This window comes from Rhizobium gallicum bv. gallicum R602sp, assembly GCF_000816845.1.
In the GTDB taxonomy this organism is placed as follows: domain Bacteria; phylum Pseudomonadota; class Alphaproteobacteria; order Rhizobiales; family Rhizobiaceae; genus Rhizobium; species Rhizobium gallicum.
In genome coordinates this window covers 1,926,373-1,948,071 of record NZ_CP006880.1, presented here as the reverse complement: position 1 = coordinate 1,948,071, position 21,699 = coordinate 1,926,373, and the positions used below count along the sequence as shown (strand labels likewise).

The 21,699-nt window shown below is 59.8% G+C and carries 20 protein-coding genes; 16 read left to right on the top strand and 4 right to left on the bottom strand.

What is annotated here, in order from left to right; all coding sequences use genetic code 11:
- The first annotated feature begins 690 nt into the window (after positions 1-690).
- Positions 691-1,449: a glycine-rich domain-containing protein gene (locus RGR602_RS32255; protein ID WP_052451869.1), complete on the top strand. Its 759-nt coding sequence runs from the start codon at positions 691-693 to the stop codon at positions 1,447-1,449.
- A 99-nt stretch (positions 1,450-1,548) separates the two neighbouring features.
- Here the strand turns inward: RGR602_RS32255 and RGR602_RS32250 are convergent, their stop codons facing one another.
- The 4 genes from RGR602_RS32250 to RGR602_RS32235 are packed head-to-tail and all read right to left on the bottom strand — an operon-like array spanning position 1,549 to position 6,585.
- Positions 1,549-2,082 carry a sarcosine oxidase subunit gamma family protein gene (locus RGR602_RS32250; RefSeq protein WP_040115998.1) on the bottom strand — a complete coding sequence of 178 codons (534 nt, stop codon included), beginning with the start codon at positions 2,080-2,082 and terminating at the stop codon, positions 1,549-1,551.
- A complete protein-coding gene (locus RGR602_RS32245) occupies positions 2,075-5,038 on the bottom strand; it encodes a sarcosine oxidase subunit alpha (RefSeq protein ID WP_040115997.1) in 2,964 nt (987 codons plus the stop codon). The genes RGR602_RS32250 and RGR602_RS32245 overlap by 8 nt, the downstream gene beginning before the upstream one ends.
- Positions 5,035-5,310, bottom strand: a complete 276-nt coding sequence (locus tag RGR602_RS32240; protein ID WP_040115996.1) for a sarcosine oxidase subunit delta family protein — start codon at positions 5,308-5,310, stop codon at positions 5,035-5,037. Before RGR602_RS32240 ends, RGR602_RS32245 begins: the two co-directional genes overlap by 4 nt.
- 24 nt (positions 5,311-5,334) lie before the next feature.
- The gene (locus tag RGR602_RS32235; protein ID WP_040115995.1) at positions 5,335-6,585 is read right to left on the bottom strand and encodes a sarcosine oxidase subunit beta family protein; all 1,251 of its coding nucleotides are present in this window, start codon (positions 6,583-6,585) and stop codon (positions 5,335-5,337) included.
- A gap of 95 nt (positions 6,586-6,680) precedes the next feature.
- Here RGR602_RS32235 and RGR602_RS32230 point away from each other — a divergent pair, with 95 nt between their 5' ends.
- The 15 genes from RGR602_RS32230 to RGR602_RS32160 all read left to right on the top strand — a co-directional run bounded on the left by RGR602_RS32230 (position 6,681) and on the right by RGR602_RS32160 (position 21,665).
- Positions 6,681-7,646, top strand: coding sequence for a GlxA family transcriptional regulator (locus RGR602_RS32230; RefSeq protein WP_040115994.1), 966 nt, complete (start codon positions 6,681-6,683; stop codon positions 7,644-7,646).
- A gap of 210 nt (positions 7,647-7,856) precedes the next feature.
- Positions 7,857-8,519 (top strand): helix-turn-helix domain-containing protein, encoded by a 663-nt coding sequence (locus RGR602_RS32225; RefSeq protein ID WP_040115993.1) that lies wholly within the window; start codon positions 7,857-7,859, stop codon positions 8,517-8,519.
- A gap of 95 nt (positions 8,520-8,614) precedes the next feature.
- Entirely contained in the window at positions 8,615-9,520 is a 906-nt protein-coding gene (locus RGR602_RS32220; protein WP_040115992.1) for a class II glutamine amidotransferase, read from the top strand.
- A 39-nt stretch (positions 9,521-9,559) separates the two neighbouring features.
- Positions 9,560-10,246, top strand: a complete 687-nt coding sequence (locus RGR602_RS32215) for a GltB/FmdC/FwdC-like GXGXG domain-containing protein (RefSeq protein ID WP_040115991.1) — start codon at positions 9,560-9,562, stop codon at positions 10,244-10,246.
- A 14-nt stretch (positions 10,247-10,260) separates the two neighbouring features.
- On the top strand, positions 10,261-11,589 hold the full coding sequence (locus RGR602_RS32210; RefSeq protein ID WP_040115990.1) for an FMN-binding glutamate synthase family protein: 1,329 nt from the start codon (positions 10,261-10,263) through the stop codon (positions 11,587-11,589).
- An 81-nt stretch (positions 11,590-11,670) separates the two neighbouring features.
- Positions 11,671-12,978: a type III glutamate--ammonia ligase gene (gene glnT / locus RGR602_RS32205; protein WP_040115989.1), complete on the top strand. Its 1,308-nt coding sequence runs from the start codon at positions 11,671-11,673 to the stop codon at positions 12,976-12,978.
- 81 nt (positions 12,979-13,059) lie between these two features.
- On the top strand, positions 13,060-13,944 hold the full coding sequence (gene purU / locus RGR602_RS32200) for a formyltetrahydrofolate deformylase (RefSeq protein ID WP_040115988.1): 885 nt from the start codon (positions 13,060-13,062) through the stop codon (positions 13,942-13,944).
- A 145-nt stretch (positions 13,945-14,089) separates the two neighbouring features.
- On the top strand, positions 14,090-14,785 hold the full coding sequence (locus RGR602_RS32195) for a GntR family transcriptional regulator (RefSeq protein ID WP_040115987.1): 696 nt from the start codon (positions 14,090-14,092) through the stop codon (positions 14,783-14,785).
- 596 nt (positions 14,786-15,381) lie between these two features.
- The gene (locus RGR602_RS32190) at positions 15,382-15,984 is read left to right on the top strand and encodes an amino acid synthesis family protein (RefSeq protein WP_040115986.1); all 603 of its coding nucleotides are present in this window, start codon (positions 15,382-15,384) and stop codon (positions 15,982-15,984) included.
- A 57-nt stretch (positions 15,985-16,041) separates the two neighbouring features.
- On the top strand, positions 16,042-16,839 hold the full coding sequence (locus RGR602_RS32185; protein WP_407692076.1) for an alpha/beta fold hydrolase: 798 nt from the start codon (positions 16,042-16,044) through the stop codon (positions 16,837-16,839).
- The gene (locus RGR602_RS32180; protein ID WP_040115984.1) at positions 16,836-17,771 is read left to right on the top strand and encodes a flavin reductase family protein; all 936 of its coding nucleotides are present in this window, start codon (positions 16,836-16,838) and stop codon (positions 17,769-17,771) included. Before RGR602_RS32185 ends, RGR602_RS32180 begins: the two co-directional genes overlap by 4 nt.
- Positions 17,768-18,808 (top strand): LLM class flavin-dependent oxidoreductase, encoded by a 1,041-nt coding sequence (locus RGR602_RS32175; RefSeq protein ID WP_040115983.1) that lies wholly within the window; start codon positions 17,768-17,770, stop codon positions 18,806-18,808. Before RGR602_RS32180 ends, RGR602_RS32175 begins: the two co-directional genes overlap by 4 nt.
- A gap of 5 nt (positions 18,809-18,813) precedes the next feature.
- Positions 18,814-20,277 (top strand): aldehyde dehydrogenase, encoded by a 1,464-nt coding sequence (locus tag RGR602_RS32170; protein WP_040115982.1) that lies wholly within the window; start codon positions 18,814-18,816, stop codon positions 20,275-20,277.
- A 5-nt stretch (positions 20,278-20,282) separates the two neighbouring features.
- Complete coding sequence (locus tag RGR602_RS32165; protein ID WP_040116677.1) at positions 20,283-20,615, top strand: NIPSNAP family protein; 333 nt, start codon at positions 20,283-20,285, stop codon at positions 20,613-20,615.
- Positions 20,616-20,654: 39 nt separating this feature from the next.
- The gene (locus RGR602_RS32160; RefSeq protein ID WP_040115981.1) at positions 20,655-21,665 is read left to right on the top strand and encodes a polyamine ABC transporter substrate-binding protein; all 1,011 of its coding nucleotides are present in this window, start codon (positions 20,655-20,657) and stop codon (positions 21,663-21,665) included.
- Positions 21,666-21,699 lie beyond the last annotated feature (34 nt).

Below are 21,699 nucleotides of genomic sequence, written 5' to 3'. Positions count from 1 at the left end.
TCCAGTGGGCCGTTAAAATGGCAGCATCATCGCTCATTGGAGCGCAGGCGTTACACCCACCTTGCCGTTTGCCGTCAAGCCGTCACGAATAATTCGATTTCGTCCTGCGTCAGGAGAACGGGCATGCTTTCGGATGGAACGGCGACGACATCGTCCGGCCCGGTCTGAAAGCTCTTCGATCTGTCCGCGAGCGAACCGACGGTCAAGCAGGTGCTAATGAGCTTTGGTAGATGTCGTGTAGCGCTCCATGGATTTCGGTCCATCGAAAAGAGCGATTAAGTGGGCTGTCAGATCTTCGACGGAACTGTGACCCTGGTTGAAGCGATCAATCACCGAACTGCACAGCATGGCAGAATATCTCGGTTCTGGTGCCAAGCCAAAGTGTCTGTACCATGCTTGGACCGCGCCCGACATCAAGCGCAGGTCACTTTCCTTGAATGAAACCCCCAGCACTAAAACCGCCCCCGGTCATTTCCGCCCCAGGCAATCTAGCCGCGATTGAAATGCCGTCAACCTGGACTAAGGTCCGAACTCATGGAAGCTGTCGAGCGACGGGCTCCAGGAGGGCGTGACGTGTGGCCCCTACATGTTCATATGACAACGAGCCTTGCCGCATACGATAGAGGCCAGACCTCGACAGCTCCCGACCCAGGTGCATCCACGGATGTGCTATAATTCTGTCGTCGAACCATGGCTGATGAGGACAGCATGAGCAGAACGAGCGATCCCAGTCTCTGGAGCCGCCTTGAAACTTACAGCCTCGATCAACCCGGCGTCGGCATGCCCTTCTCGGCCAGGCTCGCGCGCCAAACTGGTTGGTCATCCGAATTTACGCAACGTGTCATTCAGGAATACAAGAAGTTTATCTATCTGATGTGCGTATCGGAGGAGACGCTGACGCCTTCGCAAGAAGTCGACGAGGTGTGGCACCTGCATCTCATCTATACGCGCGACTATTGGATCGACTTCTGCCGTGACGTGTTGGGGAGAGAGATCCATCACGACCCAAGCGAGGGAGGCGCTGTTGAAAGTGCCAGATATCGCAACTGCTACCGACGCACGAAGGTGCGATATCGGCAGGAGTTCAACATGACGCCGCCCCTCGACATCTGGCCGCACGAGCAGATCCGCTTCAAAGACGCCCGGCGATCTCGCCGCAGCAGTTGGTGGCGATCCCTTAGCGTCACCAGGAGCCAGCTCGGTTTGGTTTGCTGCCTTGCCATTTTGGTGCTGGTTGCGGGATGGAGTTTTGAAGAACGCTTTTCTTCGGTGGCGCCCGTGCTCGCCGGCATCGCCGCCTTCTTTGGTCTTACGATGTTGCTTCCCGTCCGCCGGCCTCGAAGGGACAGACAAAACGCAAGCGGGTGTGGCGGAGGCGGAAGCGGAGGATCATCTTCCGGGGACGGTGACTGCGGATGTGGTGGAGGTGGATGTGGCGGGGGTGACTGAGCCGAATGTTGATTGCCGGCCGCCATGGCGAAGCCTCAAACGGAGTTTGCATGGTGCTGGTAGGTCATGCCTTCCTCGGTATCTCTGACAAACCTGCGCTCAGCCGAACTCTGCGCTCATGCGCGCGAGGTCGTCCCACAGGCTTTCGGCAAATCCTCGCAGGACGATAATCTCGAATGTGTCGGCATCGACACAGGTGATATGGGCCGCGATATGGCCGACCAACGTCGTTGCGGATTGTCCGACGGGGAGTGAGCCGGGCGCAAGATCGACCGCCGTGCCTTTCGAAAGGACGCGCCTGGCCAACTTGCCGCTGATCCGGATGCGCACGCGTCCATGGCTCTGGTCGACGCCGGTTGCGCGCGGTCGGAGCCCGTCCAACAGATCCTTCATGTCCTGATATGCCATCGGTTCTTCGCCAACGACGAACCACTGTCCGGGCGAAACAGAACGGACGGCGAGGGCGGCCCCTTTGGCCAGGCCATCGAGGAAAGACGCTACATCGCGTTCGCCGGGCTGGGCGAGCACATGAATGATGACGCCTTCGGGAAGCGGAGAGAGGCTGACGGCAGTAGAAGAGATCACCGGCTTTGCGCCGAGCGCCGGGCGATGGGTCGGGCGGAAATCAGACATGGAGCCTCTCGTTCTGCGGATCGAAGAAAACCGGATTGCACAGGCGCGCGCGGGTGAATTCGTTGCGCAGGCCGTTCCAAACCACCACCTCTTCGCCGTGCCGCTCTGATCCGCGATTGACGAGGGCAAGGCCGATGGTCGATCCGACATGCGGTGAAAACGCGCTTGAAGTGACGTAGCCCTGGTCATTTTCGAGTGTTGCGGCGGCATCCTTGGCGAGGATGTGGGAACCCGTGCGGAAGGATTGGTTGGGATCGAGCGGCACAACACCAACCAGGCGCGGCCGATCGCCGGCCGCAAGACCGTCGCGCCCCACCATGGCCTTGCCGATGAAATCGGCCTTTACCGACGAAACCATTTTCGCCAAACCGAGATCAGCCGGAACGACGGTGCCGTTGATCTCGTTGTGGGTGAGATGGCCCTTTTCGATGCGCATGACGCCGAGCGCTTCGACGCCATAGGGCATGATGCCATCGTCTTTCCCGGCGTCCATCACGGCATCGGCAACGCTTTCGCCGTAACCGGCCGGCACCGCGAGCTCATAGGCAAGTTCGCCCGAGAAGGAAATCCGGAAGAGGCGGCCGTGAAGCGTGCCGTTGAAAAGTGAGATATCCTTCGCTGCGAGAAAGGGGAAGGCAACGTCGGAGATGTCGTCGTCGACGATCTTCTGGAGAATAGAGCGGGCTTTTGGCCCGGCGATCGCCATCTGCGCCCACTGGTCGGTGACGGATGCGAGGCGAACGTCGAGATCTGGCCACAGCGCCTGCGCGCAGAACTCCAGGTGGTTCATGACGCCTGCGGCATAGGCCGTCGTCGTCGTCATGAAGAAGCGGTCCTCTTCAAGGCGGCTTGTCGTGCCGTCGTCGTAGATCATGCCGTCCTCGCGCAGCATCAGGCCATAACGGGCCTTACCGACCGGTAAGTTGAGGAAACCATTGGAATAGATCCGGTTCAAAAATTGTGCCGCGTCTTTGCCGCAGATCTCGATCTTGCCGAGCATCGAGACGTCGCACAGCCCCGCATTCCGCCGCACGTTCAGCACTTCCCGGTCGACACTTTGGCGCCATGTATGTTCGCCCTTTCGCGCGAACCAGGAGGAGCGATACCACAGACCGGTCTCGACGAAGACGGCGCCGTTCTTTTCCGCCCAGCCGTGCAGCGGCGATTTGCGCACCGGCTGGAAATGATGTCCGTGATAGGCGCCTGTCAGCGCACCGAAGGAGACAGGCGTATAGAAAGGCCGGAAAGTCGTCGTGCCGACGTCTGCCGGCGAGACGCCGCGCGCTTCAGCCAGAAGTCCGATGGCATTGATATTGGAAAGCTTGCCCTGATCCGTCGCCATGCCATTGGTGGTGTAGCGCTTGGCAAGCTCAACATGGCCATAGCCCTCGCTGACGGCAAGGCAGAGATCCTTGCGATGCACGTCATTCTGGAAATCGACGAAGGCCTTTCCCTTGACGCCGGTTATGGACCAGACCGCCTTTTCAGGCGGGGCGAGGATATCGTTCTCCACAGCGCCGAACGCAACGGCTGCCGCCTTGAAGCCAAGTCCCTCTGCCATGGCCGCGCCCTGCCGCGCGCCGTCCGCAAGGCAGGCGGCAAGGCCGCCAACGGCGCAAACGGAGCCGGCGAGTGCCATCCCCTTCAGATTGCCCGGTGCGAGGAAGGCTGCATTGTCATCCGACCAGACCGGTTTGCCGCCGCGGTGGCAGGCAAGGTGGATGATCGGGCTGAAGCCGCCTGCCATGGCCAGGGCATCAACATTCAGCCGTTCCGTGCGGCCCTTTGAGCGGATATCGATTGCGTTCAACGCCTTGCTGCCCTTGGCATCCGATACCACGGCACCCCTGATGATGCGCGCCGGGCCAAAGTAGCCGCTGCCGCCGCCCTCGCGGCTGTCGACGATGGCGGCAAGCTGAATGCCGTGCGCTTCGAGATCGCGGGCCAGTGCATAGCCGCTGTCATTGGTGGTGAAGATCGCTGTCGCCTTGCCGGGCGCAACAGCATAACGGTTAAGGTAGTGGCGCATAGCGCTCGCCATCATCACGCCCGGAATATCGTTGCCGCCGAACACGACCGGACGCTCTTCCGCTCCCGTCGCCAGAACGCTGCGCTTGGCGACAATGCGCCAGAGACGTTCCACAGGTACGTTGGGCTGCGGTTCGGACACATGCTTTTGCACCCGCTCGACGGCGCCGAAGACATTGCCGTCATACCAGCCGAAGACGGTGGTGCGGGTCAGGAGGGTGACATTCGGCAAGGCTTCGAGCTCGCAGATGCAGTCGGCTGCGAAATCGGCAGCCGCCTTGCTGCCGATCGATGCGGTCTCGCTCAAAAGCGCGCCGCCGGCAACTGAGTGCTCGTCGATGAGAATGACGCGGGCGCCGGCACGGCCGGCACTGATGGCGCCAGCCAGCCCCGCCGGCCCGGCACCGATGACGAGCAGGTCGCAATGTGCCCAGCACTTATCATAGGCGTCCGGATCGGTTTCATATGTTGCCTTGCCCAGTCCGGCGGCCTTGCGGATGAAGGGTTCGTAGATCCTTTCCCAGAACGAGGCAGGCCACATGAAGGTCTTGTAGTAGAAACCGGCGCCGAGGAAGGGTGACAGAAGGCTGCTCAGCGCGCCGATGTCGACGTCGAGCGACGGCCAGCGGTTCTGGCTTCTTGCTTCGAGGCCGGCATAGAGTTCCTGCATGGTGGCGCGCGTGTTCGGCTCGGTGCGGCCGCCGCGGCCGATGGTCATCAGCGCATTCGGCTCGGCTGCGCCTGCCGTCAGGATGCCGCGCGGCCGGTGATATTTGAAACTCCGGCCGACGAACCGGCGGCCGTTGGCAAGCAGTGCAGAGGCGAGGCTGTCGCCCTCAAGGCCTTCCATCGCCTTGCCGTCGAAGGTAAAAGACAGCGACTTGGAGCGGTCGATCAGCCCGCCCTTCGGCAAACGGTAGGATGTCATGCGCCTGTACCTTCCTTGCCAGAGGCAGCGTCGCGGCATGCGGCTATCTCATGGGTCACCGTATCGCGGGCGACGACCAGCCACCGCCGGCAGCCGGACGTGTGATGCCAATATTCCTCGTAGGCACCGCGGGGATTGTCGCGCAGATAGACGTAGTCGAACCAATCGTCAGGACCGGCATCGGGCGTCGGTCGCGCAAGGGCAGCGCCCTTGATGGTGAATTCCTCTTTGGATCTTCGCCCGCAATGCGGGCAGGGCACGAGACTTGCCATTTCGAATGTCCTTGATCCGCGAAATCAATGCAGGTTGGGCTGGGCGCCTTGGCCCTTTTCGTCGATGAGATAGCCGCGCTGAAAGCGGTCGAGCCGGAAGGCCATCGCCGTCTCCTGCGGGACGTCGCGGGCGAGAAGATGGGCAAAGCAAAGGCCCGACGCCGGGGTCGCCTTGAAACCGCCATAACACCAGCCGGCATTCAGGTAGAGATTGTCGACATGGGTCCGGTCGATGATCGGCGAACCATCCATCGACATGTCCATGATGCCGCCCCAGGAGCGCAGCACCCGGACCCGCGACAGCGCCGGGATCATCGCCTTTCCGGCTTCCGCCACATGTTCGACCGTCGCCAGATTGCCGCGCTGGGCATAGGAATTGTAGCCGTCTATGTCGCCGCCAAAGACGAGGCCGCCCTTGTCGGATTGCGAGACGTAGAAGTGTCCGGCGCCGAAGGTGACCACCCCGTCGATGAAAGGCTTCAGGCCTTCCGAGACGAAGGCTTGAAGCACATGGCTTTCGAGCGGCAGCTTCAGGCCGGCCATCCGGGCGACCTGCGAAGAATTGCCCGCTGCCGCGAGCGCCAGCTTGCCGCAGCCGATGAAGCCGCGACTGGTTTCGACGCCGATTACCTGGCCGTTGCTTAGACGGATGCCGGTCACCTCGCAGCCTTGGATGATGTCAACGCCGCGCTGATCGGCACCACGGGCATATCCCCAGGCGACCGCGTCATGGCGAACTGTGCCGCCACGCTTCTGCAGCAGGCCACCCTGGATCGGGAAACGGGCATTGTCGTAGTCGAGAAAGGGCAGCATCTTCTCGACCGAAGCGCGGTCGAGAAGCTCGGCGTCGACGCCGTGCAGCCGCATGGCGTTGCCGCGGCGGGTATAGGCGTCGCGCTGCCCATCGGAGTGGAAAAGATTGAGCACGCCGCGCTGTGACACCATGGCGTTGAAGTTGAAATCCCGCTCGAGCCCCTCCCACAGCTTCATGGAAAGCTCGTAGAACGGATTGTTGCCCGCCAGCAGGTAGTTCGAGCGGATGATCGTCGTATTGCGGCCGACATTGCCGGACCCGACATAGTTCTTCTCCAGCACCGCCACATTGGTGATGCCGAATTCCTTTGCGAGGTAATAGGCCGTAGCAAGGCCGTGTCCGCCACCGCCGACAATGATCACGTCGTAATGCGGCTTAGGCTCGGGCTGCCGCCAGGCGGGCGCCCAGTTCCTGTTGCCGAAAAGCCCGTTTAAGAAGATGGACAGTGCCGAGTAGCGCATCGATGCCGCTTTCCAAGAAAGACCTGTTGCCGGTCATAGCATGGGGAAGTGAGCTGCCGTTGCATCCTTGGGACATTATGATGTAATTCTAGGACATGAGCCCTAGCCCTAGCGACCAGAAGAACCTTCAGCGGATCGGCTTCGTCCTCGTGCCGAATTTCGCGCTGATGTCCTACGCCTCGGCGACCGAGCCGTTGCGGGCGGCAAACCTGCTTGCCGGAAGTGCTCTTTACGAAGCGATCCCGTTATCGGCAGATGGTCTTCCGGTTCGCAGTTCGTCCGGCCTGACGATCAGTTGCAACAGGCTTTCGGAGGCTGGCGGCACCTGTCATACGATCTATGTCTGTGCCGGCGGCGATCCGCAAGACTGGTACGCAAGTGTCTCCCTGCATATGCCGCTAAGGAAGTTCGCGCGCAACGGCGTGCGGATCGGCGGCATATCGAGCGGCTCCTACGTGTTGGCATCGGCGGGCCTGCTCGACAACACGGATTTTACGATCCACTGGGAACATGCCCCCGTTCTGAAAGAGGCATTCCCGCATCTCGCCCCGCGCCAGGCGCGGTTCGTCATCGATGGTGCACGCGTGACCTGCGGTGGAGGGGTGGCACCGCTCGACATGATGCACGCCGTGATTTGCGAGCGGATGGGCGCCGATTTTGCCCGCCGGGTGAGCGATTGGTACCTGCATACTGCCGTCGCCGAACCGAGCGATCCGCAGCGGGCATCGGCCGCCAACCGCTTCGGGACCAATCACCCGGCGCTTCTCGCCGTACTGGAGAAAATGGAGACTGCGATCGAAAATCCGCTCAGCCGTGCAGAGATGGCGAGCCTGGCCGGCATCAGCGCGCGCCATCTCGATCGGCTCTTTCTCAAGCATCGCGGCATGACCTTCCTCGACACTTACCGGCAGGTCCGCCTGCGGCATAGCCGCCGGCTTTTGGAGCAAAGCCCGCTGTCGATTTCGGAGATCGCTTTTGCCACCGGCTTTTCGAGTCCCGGCCATTTCTCCAGATCGTTCAAAGCGACGTTCGGTCAAAACCCGACGGATGCGCGGCGGTAGGACAACAGGAGACCGGTTCGCGCATTGCGGTCAGTCCCCAGCTGTCGGCTCCCGACACCCACCGGACCGCGTTTTTCTCTTTAAGTCCGGCTGTTTGAATCGCATCCAAGCACGGGCCTCTCGCACGCGCATTGAAGACGGGCGCGGGTTTTTCCTTTGAATCGTGAAAGATTTCCTGAGAAGATAAATTTTGCTTTCTCCGGAGACATCATGCCTTCCAAGACACAGATCGAAAGCGCCGTAGCGCTGGATCAGAATCCGCACGCAGTCCGCGAACCGCGCGTCAACAATCTCGAGATGGCCATCGGACACGAGGTCCGCAATTTCCGCAAGAGGCTCGGCATCACCGTCACCGACCTGTCTGCGGCGACTGGCATTTCGCTCGGCATGCTGTCGAAGATCGAAAACGGCAATATTTCGCCGTCGCTGACGACACTGCAAACGCTCTCCAGGGCACTCGGCGTTCCGATTACCGCCTTCTTTCGCCGCTTCGAGGAGCCACGGAATGCAACCTTCGTCAAGGCGGGTGAAGGGGTGAATATCGAGCGTCGCGGCACGCGCGCCGGACATCAATACAGCCTGCTCGGCCATATAGACAATAATACCAGCGGCGTCACGGTCGAACCCTATCTGATCACCCTGACTGTCGAATCCGACGTCTTTCCCACCTTCCAGCACGACGGAATGGAGTTTCTGTATCTCCTGGAGGGGGAGGTGGTCTACCGCCACTCCGACGCCCTTTACCGGATGCAGCCCGGCGACAGCCTGTTCTTCGACGCGGATGCTCCACATGGGCCGGAGGAACTCGTCAAGCTCCCCTGCCGCTATCTTTCGATCATTTCCTATCCGCAGCAGAAGGCCGTCGGCGATTAGTTTATTGCCTCAAAAGAAAAAATTATTCTTCATAGTTGATTATCGCCAAACCCTCTGGTAGCACTCGTTCAGACACGAACGGAGGTTGCCAGGTCATGTGCGGCATTGTTGGACTGTTTCTCAAAGACCGGAGCCTCGAGCCCCAGCTGGGGCAGCTGCTGTCGGAAATGTTGATCACCATGACCGATCGCGGTCCGGACTCTGCCGGAATCGCAATCTACGGCTCGGCTGCCGAGGGAAAAGCGAAGGTGACGATCCAGTCGGCGAAGCCGGAGGCGGATTTCGCCGGCCTTGAAAATGACTTGGCAGAAGCCGGAATAGCGGCGAGTGTCAGCATCAAGAGCACCCATGCCATCGTTACGCTCGCTGCGGACAAACTTATGGCGATCCGGCCGCTTCTAACCGCTATACGGCCCGATGTGCGCGTCATGGGCTCCGGCGACAGCGTCGAGATTTACAAGGAAACCGGCCTGCCGAAGGATGTCGTTGCCCGTTTCAGCGTCCGCTCCATGGGCGGTTCGCACGGCATCGGCCATACCCGCATGGCGACGGAATCGGCTGTCACGACGCTCGGTGCGCACCCGTTTTCGACCGGTTCCGATCAATGTCTGGTGCACAACGGTTCGCTGTCGAACCATAACAACCTGCGCCGCGAGCTGGTGCGGGAGGGCATGACCTTCGAAACCCAAAACGACTCGGAAGTTGCAGCTGCATACCTCACCTCCGAAATGGCCAAGGGCAAGGATCTCGGGCAGGCGCTGACCGGTGCACTCGACGACCTCGACGGCTTCTTCACCTTCGTGGTCGGCACCAAATCCGGCTTCGGCGTCGTGCGCGATCCGATTGCCTGCAAGCCCGCTGTCATGGCCGAAACCGACCAGTACGTCGCTTTCGGTTCCGAATACCGCGCGCTCGTCAACCTGCCGGGCATCGAAACGGCGCGCGTGTGGGAGCCTGAGCCTGCAACCGTCTATTTCTGGGATCACCAGAAAGCCGCCTGAGCAGCATCTCCTGCGCATTCTCCAAGGGTTATTGAAAACATGCCTGTCATTGATCTTGCCATCACCCCTTTGCGTGAACTCAACAGCGCCCTGCACAGCATCCAGCAGGGTTCGAACGATCTTTCCTTCGAGGTCGTCAATCCGCGCGGCAGCCATTCGGTTGCCGTTGGCATCGATACGCCCGTCAAGGTCGATGTGAAGGGGTCCGTCGGCTATTACTGCGCCGGGATGAACGATGGCGGAGCCGTTACCGTTCATGGTTCGGCAGGCCCGGGCGTGGCGGAAAACATGATGTCGGGCACAGTCGTGATCGAAGGCGACGCATCCCAGTATGCGGGCGCAACGGGCCGTGGCGGCCTGCTGGTCATCAAGGGCAATGCAGCGTCGCGCTGCGGCATTTCGATGAAAGGCATCGACATTGTCGTTCATGGAAATATCGGCCACATGTCCGCCTTCATGGGCCAATCCGGTCATCTGGTGGTGCTCGGCGATGCCGGCGATGCGCTGGGGGATTCGCTCTACGAGGCGACGCTTTTCGTGCGCGGCTCGGTCAAGAGCCTGGGTGCCGACTGCATCGAAAAGGAGCTGCGGGCGGAGCATCTGACGAAGCTGGCTGAACTCCTCGAAAAGGCGGGCGTGACCGGAGTGAGGCCCGAGGAATTCAAGCGTTACGGCTCGGCCCGCAATCTCTACAATTTCAATATCGACAACGCCGACGCGTATTAAGGCGAGGGACCATCATGAGCTATCACAACCCCTATACCCCGCCGCGCAAGTCTGCGACCTTCGACGATTATACGCTGGCGGAAATCCGCCGCGCTGCGGCGACCGGGATCTACGATATTCGTGGCGCAGGCACCAAACGGAAGGTTCCACATTTCGATGACCTGCTGTTTCTCGGCGCGTCGATCTCGCGCTATCCGCTCGAAGGCTACCGCGAGAAGTGCGACACGTCGGTCGTCCTCGGCACGCGCTTCGCCAAGAAGCCCATTCACCTGAAGACGCCGATCACCATTGCCGGCATGAGCTTTGGCGCCCTGTCCGGCAATGCCAAGGAAGCGCTCGGACGCGGTGCGACGATTGCCGGGACCTCCACCACCACCGGAGACGGCGGGATGACCGATGAAGAGCGCGGCCATTCACAGATACTGGTCTACCAGTATCTGCCGTCGCGTTACGGCATGAATCCCAAGGATCTGCGTCGCGCCGATGCCATCGAAGTGGTTGTCGGCCAAGGCGCAAAGCCCGGCGGCGGCGGCATGCTGCTTGGCCAGAAGATTTCCGATCGCGTCGCCAACATGCGCAACCTGCCCAAGGGCATAGACCAGCGTTCGGCGTGCCGCCATCCAGACTGGACCGGCCCGGACGACCTTGAGATCAAGATCATGGAACTGCGCGAGATCACCGACTGGGAAAAGCCCATCTATGTGAAGGTCGGCGGCGCGCGCCCCTACTACGATACGGCTTTGGCGGTGAAGGCCGGCGCGGATGTCGTCGTCCTCGACGGCATGCAGGGCGGCACTGCAGCCACGCAGGACGTTTTCATCGAGCATGTCGGCATGCCGATCCTCGCCTGTATCCGCCCCGCAGTTCAGGCCCTGCAGGATCTCGGAATGCATCGCAAGGTGCAACTGATCGTATCGGGCGGTATCCGTTCCGGTGCGGACGTCGCAAAGGCTCTGGCACTCGGTGCCGATGCCGTTGCCATCGGCACGGCGGCGCTGGTTGCGCTGGGCGATAACGACCCGAGATGGGAAGACGAATATCGAAAGCTCGGTACCACGGCCGGCGCGTATGATGACTGGCACGAAGGCAGGGACCCGGCTGGTATTACGACACAGGATCGGGAACTGGCGGCTCGCCTGGATCCGATCGCCGCGGGCCGCCGCCTCGCCAACTATCTGAAGGTCATGACGCTCGAAGCCCAGACCATCGCTCGTGCCTGCGGCAAGAACCACCTGCACAACCTGGAGCCGGAAGATCTTTGCGCGCTGACCATGGAAGCAGCTGCCATGGCGCAGATCCCGCTCGCTGGGACGAGCTGGTATCCGGGCAAGGGAGGTTTGTGAAACCGCATCAAAACAGCGAGCCGCATTTGGGAGGATGCGGCTCGTTTCCGTTGAGTGTCTGAATACAAAAAAGGGGAATGCATGACACTGGATCTCTCGACATATGCCGCGGACAACGGCATCAAATATTTCATGATCAGCTTTACCGATCTGTTTGGGGGCCAGCGCGCCAAGCTGGTGCCGGCCGAAGCGATCGCAGACATGCAAAAGGACGGCGCCGGTTTTGCGGGCTTTGCCACCTGGCTCGATCTGACGCCTGCCCATCCCGATCTTTTCGCCATTCCGGACGCATCCTCGGTCATCCGGCTTCCCTGGAAAGAAGATGTGGCCTGGGTCGCAGCCGACTGCGTCATGGAAGGCCAACCGGTCGAGCAGGCTCCCCGGGTTCTCCTCAAGAGACTGATTGGCGAAGCTGAAAAGGCGGGCCTGCGCGTCAAGACCGGTGTCGAGCCGGAATTCTTCCTGATCTCGCCAGATGGTTCGAAGATTTCCGACGAGTTCGATAATGCCGAAAAGCCCTGCTATGATCAGCAGGCAGTCATGCGCCGCTACGACGTCATCGCCGAGATCTGCGACTGCATGCTGAAACTGGGCTGGAAGCCCTATCAGAACGATCATGAGGATGCCAACGGCCAGTTCGAGATGAATTGGGAATATGATGATGCGCTGCAGACGGCCGACAAGCATTCCTTCTTCAAATTCATGGTGAAGTCAGTTGCCGAGAAACACGGTCTTCGCGCCACATTCATGCCGAAGCCCTTCAAGGGCCTGACTGGCAACGGCTGCCATGCCCATATTTCCGTCTGGGACCTCGAGGGTAGAAACAACGCGTTTGCCGACAAAGCAATGCCGTTTGGTCTTTCCGCCAAGGGCAAGACCTTCCTCGGAGGCATCATGAAACATGCCTCGGCGCTGGCCGCGGTGACCAATCCGACCGTCAATTCCTATAAGCGCATCAACGCGCCGCGGACGATCTCCGGTGCGACCTGGGCGCCGAACACGGTGACTTGGACCGGCAACAACCGCACCCACATGGTGCGCGTGCCCGGCCCCGGCCGCTTCGAGTTGCGGCTGCCCGACGGCGCGGTCAATCCCTATCTGCTGCAGGCAATCATCATCGCGGCGGGACTCTCTGGCCTTCGCAGCAACGCCGATCCGGGGCCGCATCACGATATCGACATGTACCGCGACGGACATACTGTAACCGATGCCCCCAAACTACCGCTCAACCTGTTGGATGCACTTCGCGAATACGAGAAAGACACCGAACTGCAAGCCGCCCTCGGCACGGAATTCTCGGCGGCCTATCTGAAGCTAAAGCGGGGCGAGTGGAACACCTATTGCTCGCAGTTTACCGCCTGGGAGCATGAAACGACCCTTGACGTCTGATATTTTCTCCGCTGCCCTTCGCGGCCTTCCCCCGCACTGCGCACGGGGTGTCTTTTTGACATCGCTGCAAGAGAGCCTGCCATGACGCAATTCATCCTGACGGTCACCTGCAAATCAACGCGCGGCATCGTGGCCGCCTTGTCCGGCTATCTGGCGGATGCAGGCTGCAATATCGTCGACTCGTCGCAATTTGACGACCTCGATACCGGTCTCTTCTTCATGCGTGTCAGCTTCCTGTCGGAAGAGGGCCTCGCTCTTGCGGAGCTTGCCGAAGGTCTAAAGCCGATCGCCGCGGCGTTCAGGATGGACGCTAAGGTCCACGATGGCGCGCGGCGCATGAAGGTCATGCTGATGGTCTCGCGCTTTGGCCATTGCCTCAACGATCTTCTCTATCGCTGGAAAATTGGCGCGCTGCCGATCGATATCATCGGCGTCGTCTCCAACCATTTCGACTATCAGAAAGTGGTCGTCAATCATGATATACCGTTCCACCATATTCCGGTGACCAAGGAGAACAGGCCGCAGGCGGAAGCCAGGATCATGGACCTCGTGGAAGGAACCGGCACCGAACTCATTGTGCTCGCACGCTACATGCAGATCCTTTCTGATCGCATGTGCACCGAGATGTCAGGCAAGATCATCAATATCCACCACTCCTTCCTGCCGAGCTTCAAGGGCGCCAATCCGTACAAGCAGGCCTACGGTCGCGGCGTAAAGCTGATCGGCGCGACGGCTCATTATGTCACCGCAGACCTCGATGAAGGCCCTATCATCGAACAGGACACGGTGCGCGTCACCCATGCCCAGAGCCCTGAAGACTATGTCTCGCTCGGCCGCGATGTCGAGGCGCAGGTTCTGGCGCGCGCCATACATGCGCATATCCATCGCCGCACCTTCATCAATGGCAACCGCACCATCGTCTTTCCGCCAAGCCCGGGGAGCTACGCATCCGAGCGCATGGGGTAAAATGCAGCGTGCGCGAATAATTGCGCCGCCAGTTGCAATCGCCCGACCCTGTCGATAAGTATTTGGTACGCCATAATATGGTGTGGCCGGTGTATTATTCCGGGAAGACGCCGTCGAGCATGGCATATCAAGACAGGGGCGGACAATGGCGGTTGGTTTGAAAGATTCGACGATCAAAGTGGAACGGCCCGCGAAAACCCTGCGCGAACTGGCGCTTGACAAGGTTCGCGAGGCGATCGACAGCGGCCATTTCAAGCCCGGTGATCGTCTGGTTGAGCGAGATCTCTGCGCCCAGCTTGGGGTAAGCCGGACGATCGTTCGCGAGGTGCTACGGCATCTTGAGTCGGAAGGCCTTGTTGCAAATCTTCCGAACAAGGGCCCGATCGTCGCCCGGCTGGATGCTGATGAAGCGCGACAAATCTATGAAATACGCGGAGCGCTGGAGGGCATGGCGGCGCGCCTGTGCGCCGAGCGTCACGATTCTACAATCGTTGAAGCGCTCGAGGGGGCGCTCTACGATATTCGCCAATGCTATCGCGAAAAAGACATGCCGGGCGTGCTGGCCAGTACCTCGGCCTTTTACCAGGTGCTCTTCAGCAAGGTCGATCGCCACGTCGCCTGGGGTATCGTCAATCTTCTGACTGTCAGGATCAATCATCTCCGCTCGATGACGATCAAGACGGATAACCGCAACGTCGAGGGTCCCGCACAGATGGAGCGGATCATCGAGGCGATCAGGCGGGGCGATGGTGAAGGCGCCTATCGCGCTGCGATGGACCATGTAACAAGTGCGGCGGCGATCGCCGAGGCCGTGATTTCTGCCCAATCGCCGGCTGCCTGACATCTTCGTCGTTGACGTGAAGCACAGCGGTCTTTGCCACGCGCCGCTGTTTACGCATGCTGCGGAGCCAAGAGGATTGGTGCGCTCGACTGGCTCAATCTCACGCAAAGAGTACATCGCTTCCAAAAATCGGTGCGGCTGCAGGTTCAGCCAAAATCAGGACTATCACCGGACACGCGCCAGAATGAGCGCGGTCGGAACCGTCACCGTGCGGCGAGTGTTGCAACGCGTTCGCGCACCACTTTGTCCCCTCATCGACAACCATTGTCGTCGAGATCGGGCTTGAACGTGTCGAAAAGACTGCTCGGCGGATCCTCATGTCCCGAGTTGTCATTGTCCATCATTTGAAGTGCGCAAAACAAACGGCGAGGTCGGATGCAGAGGCGCCGAGGAGCAAATTCGGCTTAAAACGAGGCGGAATGACTCGCCTCCCGTGAACCCCCATGAGGTGGTCGGATCGAGCAAGAATTCCCTAACTACCTGATCGAAATACAAAAATCGACTGAAGAGGACGCCGCAGCCGCTTGTTCGCACAAGGCTATTGACGAATTAATATTATGGCATACCATAACATCATATGTAGCTGAGGACGTCGCATGAGCATCCAGATTCGCAAGACGCTGTTGCAAGTTGAAACCACCTTGATCGAAGGCGGAAAAACCGCCCCGCTGCCGCTGAAACTGTATTCGGCTTTCGCGGTGGTTAAGAACCCGTGGGCTGGCAAAGGCTTTGTCGAGGACCTCAAGCCGGAAATCCATGCGGGCGCCCCTGTGCTCGGAGAATTGCTGACTCGCATGATCATCGAAGCCGTTGGTTCGGGCGAATCCGTCGAAGGTTATGGCAAGGCCGCAGTCGTCGGTCTCGACGGCGAAATCGAACACGCTTCAGCGCTGATCCACACGCTGCGTTTTGGCAATCACTACCGCAATGCAGTTGGCGCCAAGTCTTATCTTGCCTTCTGCAATACCCGTGGCCCGGCCAATGCGCCGATCATGATCCCGCTGATGGACAAGAACGACGAGGGCCGCCGTTCGCATTACCTGACCATTCAGGCAGCCATTCCCGATGCCCCGGCCGCCGACGAGATCCTCGTAGCACTGGGGGCGTCCGTTGGGGGGCGTCCGCATCATCGCATCGGCGACCGCTATCAAGACCTCAAGGATCTGGGCCACGACGTCACCAATCCTGCAGGCGTTTGAGAAGGAACAGCTGGCGTCATGCAAACGACACACTCCAGATTGTCGGAAGAGGCATCGATGCAGTTCCAGCGCCAGCACACCATCAACGGCGTTTCATACTTCGAGGCCGGTGAAGGCGAACCGTTGGTTTTGATCCATGGCGTCGGCATGCGGTTCGAGGCTTGGGCCCCGCAGATCGCGCTGTTTGCAAAGACGCATCGTGTCATCGCCGTCGACATGCCTGGACACGGAGAAAGCGCCAAGCTGCCGAGCGGAAGCAAACTTGAAGACTTCGTTGCCTGGTTCGGCCGGTTTCTCGACGAGTTGAAGATCGATGCTGCAAATGTCGCCGGCCACTCCATGGGAGCTTTGATCTCCGGTGGGGCTGCTGCTTCTTTCGGTAGGCGGATCCGGCGGGTTGCATATCTTAACGGTGTCTATCGCCGCAATCCCGAGGCGAAGGCAGCGGTCATGTCTCGCGCAGCTGCAATCTGCGCCAATGGCGTCGACCGCGATGGTCCGCTGAAACGGTGGTTCGGCGACGATGATAATAGCCTTTCAGCGCGCGATCTCACGCGTGGCTGGCTGGGCATGGTCGATCCCGAGGGTTACGCCATCGCCTATTGTGCCTTTGCCGGCGGCGACGATACCTATGCGGACGGCTGGCGAGATGTTCGCTGCCCAGCTTTGTTCTTGACAGGCTCCGATGACCCCAATTCGACGCCGGAAATGGCGACGCAAATGGCGGCGATCACCCAAAATGGCTGGGCTCGTATCGTCGACGGGCATCGGCACATGGTTAATCTCACCGCGCCTCATACCGTCAATAGGCTGCTTGCGGAATGGCTTGAACATCGAGAGGAGGAGCCGAGATGACCCCAGAATCCATCGATCCACGCGCACTGAGAGACGCCTTCGGCGCTTTTCCGACCGGCGTAACGGTCGTGACCACCCGCGATTGCGACGACCGCCCGATCGGCTTTACAGCAAACTCATTTACATCGGTCTCCCTTGATCCGCCTCTTCTGCTTGTCTGCTTGGCAAAGACCTCACGCAACTATGCGACGATGACGGGTGCGAAGCATTTTGCAATCAACGTTCTTTCGGAAAGTCAAAAAGATGTGTCGAACACCTTTGCACGGCCAGTCGAGGACCGCTTCGCCGCAGTCGAATGGTCTGAAGGCAAGGCCGGCAGCCCAATATTCGCGAATGTTGCGGCGTGGTTCGAGTGCGCCATGGAGAAGATGGTGGAAGCTGGCGACCACGTCATCCTGATGGGGCGCATCACCGCCTTCGAGAATACCGGCCGCAACGGATTGGGCTATGCCCGCGGCGGTTACTTCACCCCAATCCTTGCAAGCCGGGCCGTTTCGGCCGCAGCGGAAGGCAATATTGAGCTCGGTGCCGTTCTGGAGCGCGACGGCGATGTTCTCCTTCTCGGCGATGACATGCTTTGGCTGCCGGGCTGCGACGTAAAGGAAGGCAGCCCGACCGAAATTCTGCGAGATTATCTTGAAGATCTGACCGGGCTGAAGGTTACGATCGGTTTCCTGTATTCGGTCTATGAGGACAAGAGCGCGGGAAAGCATCACATTGTCTACCGTGCCTTTGCATCGCAAGGCGCTCCGGCCGCTGGACGCTTTCTGAAGCCCAAAACACTCACGGCCGAGCAATTCAAGACAAGTTCGACGGCCGATATCATCGCGCGTTTTGCGCTGGAGAGCTCGATCGGCAATTTCGGGGTTTATTTCGGCGATGAGACTGTTGGTACGGTCCGCCCGGTTGCAGCGAAGGTGGCACAAGCATGAAGTTTTCTCTCTTCGTCCACATGGAACGCCTCGACGAAAGTCAGAGCCACAAAGGCCTGTATGACGAGTTCGTGGCTCTCTGCGAGATCGCTGACAAAGGTGGCATGCATGCGATTTGGACGGGCGAGCATCACGGCATGGATTTCACCATCGCGCCCAACCCCTTCGTGACCATCGCTGACCTGGCGCGTCGAACGTCGCGAGCGAGATTAGGCACAGGAACGGTGATCGCACCGTTCTGGCATCCGATCAAGCTTGCCGGCGAGGCGGCCATGACCGACATCATCTGCGACGGCAGGCTCGATATCGGGATTGCCCGTGGCGCTTATTCGTTCGAATACGAGCGTCTGCTTCCCGGTCTGGATGCCTGGGCGGCGGGCCAGCGCATGCGCGAGCTCATTCCGGCTGTCAAAGGTATTTGGAAGGGCGACTACGCCCACGACGGCGAGTTTTACAAGTTTCCGTCAACCACGTCGGCGCCGAAACCGCTGCAGCTGCCCAACCCACCGATCTGGGTCGCAGCCCGTGATCCGAATTCCCACGAATTCGCTGTCGCCAACGGCTGTAACGTCCAGGTTACCCCCCTTTGGCAGGGTGATGACGAGGTGGAAGCGCTGATGGGACGGTTCAATGACGCCTGCGCGAAGCATCCGACGATCGAACGGCCCAAGATCATGCTGCTGCGTCATACCTATGTCGGTTCGTCGGACGCAGACATCGCGCAGGCGGCCCATGAGCTCAGCCTCTACTACAACTACTTCTTCGCGTGGTTCAAGAACGAGAAGCCGGTCACGCAAGGTCTCATTGAGCGAATTCCCGAAGCTGAAATCAACTCAAACGCCATGCTGTCGGACGCCGTCATGCGCACCAACAACGTTGTCGGAAGTCCACAAAGCGTAGTCTCGCGCCTCAAGACCTATGAGGCCATGGGTTATGACGAATATTCCTTCTGGATCGATACGGGCATGAGCTTCGAGCGCAAGAAAGCATCGCTTCAGCGCTTTATCGCCGAAGTGATGCCGGCATTTGCGGAGTGAAGCCCATGCAGCGTTTCCAGTATTATATCGATGGTCAATTCCTAGACGGTGAAGCACGCTTCCCAAGCGTTGATCCGGCCACCGGGAAGGAATGGGCTGACTTGCCGGAAGCGCGCGAGGGTGATGTGGATCGGGCGGTCAAGGCCGCTGAACAGGCACTCTATAACGGGGCCTGGTCAAAGATGACGGCCACGCAACGCGGCAAGCTCATCTACCGGCTCGCTGATCTGGTCGCAGCCAACGCACAGAAGCTGGCAGAACTCGAGACACGCGACACCGGAAAGATCATCCGGGAAACGTCGGCGCAGATCGCCTATGTCGCGGACTATTACCGCTATTACGCCGGCATCGCCGACAAGATTGAAGGATCCTATCTTCCCATCGACAAAGCTGACATGGATGTCTGGCTTCGCCGTGAGCCGATCGGCGTCGTTGCGATGGTCGTGCCCTGGAATAGCCAGCTGTTCTTGTCTGCCGTTAAGATCGGGCCGGCTCTTGCCGCCGGCTGCACGATGGTCGTCAAGGCCTCGGAAGACGGGCCAGCGCCGCTTCTGGAGTTTGCGCGCCTCATTCACGAGGCAGGCTTTCCTGCGGGCGTCGTCAATATCATCACCGGCTTTGGCACGTCCTGCGGGGCAGCACTTAGCCGCCATCCTAAGGTCGCGCATATTGCCTTCACGGGTGGCCCCGAAACGGCGCGTCATATCGTGCGAAACTCGGCGGAGAACCTTGCCTCCACGTCACTCGAACTGGGCGGCAAGTCACCCTTCATCGTTTTCGCCGACGCCGACCTCGAGAGTGCTGCCAATGCCCAGGTCGCGGGTATCTTTGCTGCGACCGGCCAAAGCTGTGTCGCCGGTTCGCGGCTGATCGTCGAGCGGCGTATCAAGGATGAGTTCCTGACCCTCTTGAAGGGCAAGGCAGAGGCGATCCGTATCGGTGCTCCCTTGGACATGGCGACCGAGGTCGGTCCGCTTGCAACGCGGCGCCAGCAGGAGCACATAGCAGCGCTCCTCGACAAGTCCCTTCAAAGCGGCGCCCGCCTAATCACCGGCGGCCATAGGCCCGGCGGTGAAGGCTTCTACTTCGCGCCGACAATTCTTGACTGCGACGGCGTCAATTCTCCTTCGCTTGTCAACGAATTCTTCGGTCCAGTTCTGTCCGTCGTCTCGTTCGAAACAGAATCCGAAGCGCTCGCGCTTGCGAACGATACGCACTATGGGCTTGCCTCCGGGGTCTTCACCCAAAACCTGACGCGGGCTCATCGCCTGATGAAGGGAATTCGCGCCGGCATCGTCTGGGTCAACACCTATCGCGCCGTCTCGCCGATCGCGCCATTTGGCGGGTTCGGTCTGTCCGGGCATGGCAGGGAAGGCGGCATGGCCGCAGTGCTCGACTACACCCGGACAAAAACGATCTGGCTGAGGACGTCGGACGACCCGATTCCTGATCCTTTCGTGATGCGGTGATGGCGATGTTTTACGAGATCCGGACTTACAGACTGAAGAACGGTGCGATCCCGCAATATCTGAAGGTTGTAGAAGAGGAGGGGATAGCCATTCAAAAGAGCCATCTCGGCAACCTCGTCGGTTATTTCTATTCGGAGATCGGCACCATCAACGAGATCGTCCACATCTGGGCGTTTTCCAGCCTGGACGACCGTGAGGCAAGGCGCATGCGCCTTATGGCTGACCCTCGGTGGCAGGCCTTTCTGCCGAAAATTCGCGATCTGATCGAAGTGGCGGAAAACAAGATTATGAAGGCAACCAGCTTCTCTCCAGAAAGCGGGGACGGACTGCCGGCATAGGAATGCGCATAAGACACTCCAAAACAAGGAAAAGGGAACATGAAACACACATTTGCATTCACGGCCTTGGCGGCAATCATGGCGCTCGCCATTCCCGCAAAAGCCGAAACGCTCGTCTTCTCAAGCTGGGGAGGGACGACGCAGGACGCGCAAAAGGCAGCCTGGGCGAACCCATATACAGAAAAGACCGGACTGCAAGTGATGCAGGATGGCCCCACTGATTACGGCAAGCTGAAGGCCATGGTCGAGGCGAACCAGGTAACCTGGGACGTCGTCGATGTCGAAGGTGACTATGCCGCGCAGGCAGGCAAAAACGGGCTGCTTGAGAAGCTGGATTTCTCCGTTATCGACAAGTCCAAGCTCGATCCGCGTTTCGTAACGGATTATTCCGTCGGCAGCTTCTACTATTCCTTTGTGATCGGCTGCAATGCGGATGCGGTTACTGCTTGCCCGAAGACCTGGGCCGATCTGTTCGACACGGCGAAATTTCCAGGCAAGCGCACCTTCTATAAATGGTCGGCTCCCGGTGTGATTGAGGCGGCCCTCCTGGCTGACGGTGTTGCCGCCGACAAGCTCTATCCGCTTGACCTCGATCGAGCATTCAAGAAGCTCGATACGATCAAGTCGGAGATTATCTGGTGGTCAGGCGGCGCCCAGTCGCAGCAGCTGCTGGCATCCGCCGAAGCACCGTTCGGAAGCCTCTGGAACGGCCGCATGACAGCGCTCGCCAAAAGCGGCGTTAACGCAGAAACCTCCTGGGAGCAGAATATTACCGCCGCGGATTCGCTTGTCGTTCCGAAAGGGGCTCCGAATCTTGAGGCAGCCATGAAGTTCATCGCGTTGGCAACCTCGGCAGAACCGCAGGCAGCGCTTGCGAAAGCCACCGGATACGCGCCGATCAATCTGGAATCGGCCAAGTTGATGGATGCCGAGACGGCCAAGACACTGCCGGACCAGCAAACGGCCAGCCAAGTCAATGCTGACATGAGCTACTGGGCAAAAAACCGGGATGCCATCGGCGAGCGGTGGTACGCATGGCAGGCAAAATAGGCTGAAAATGCAGCGCAACGCACGGCGAGCCCAT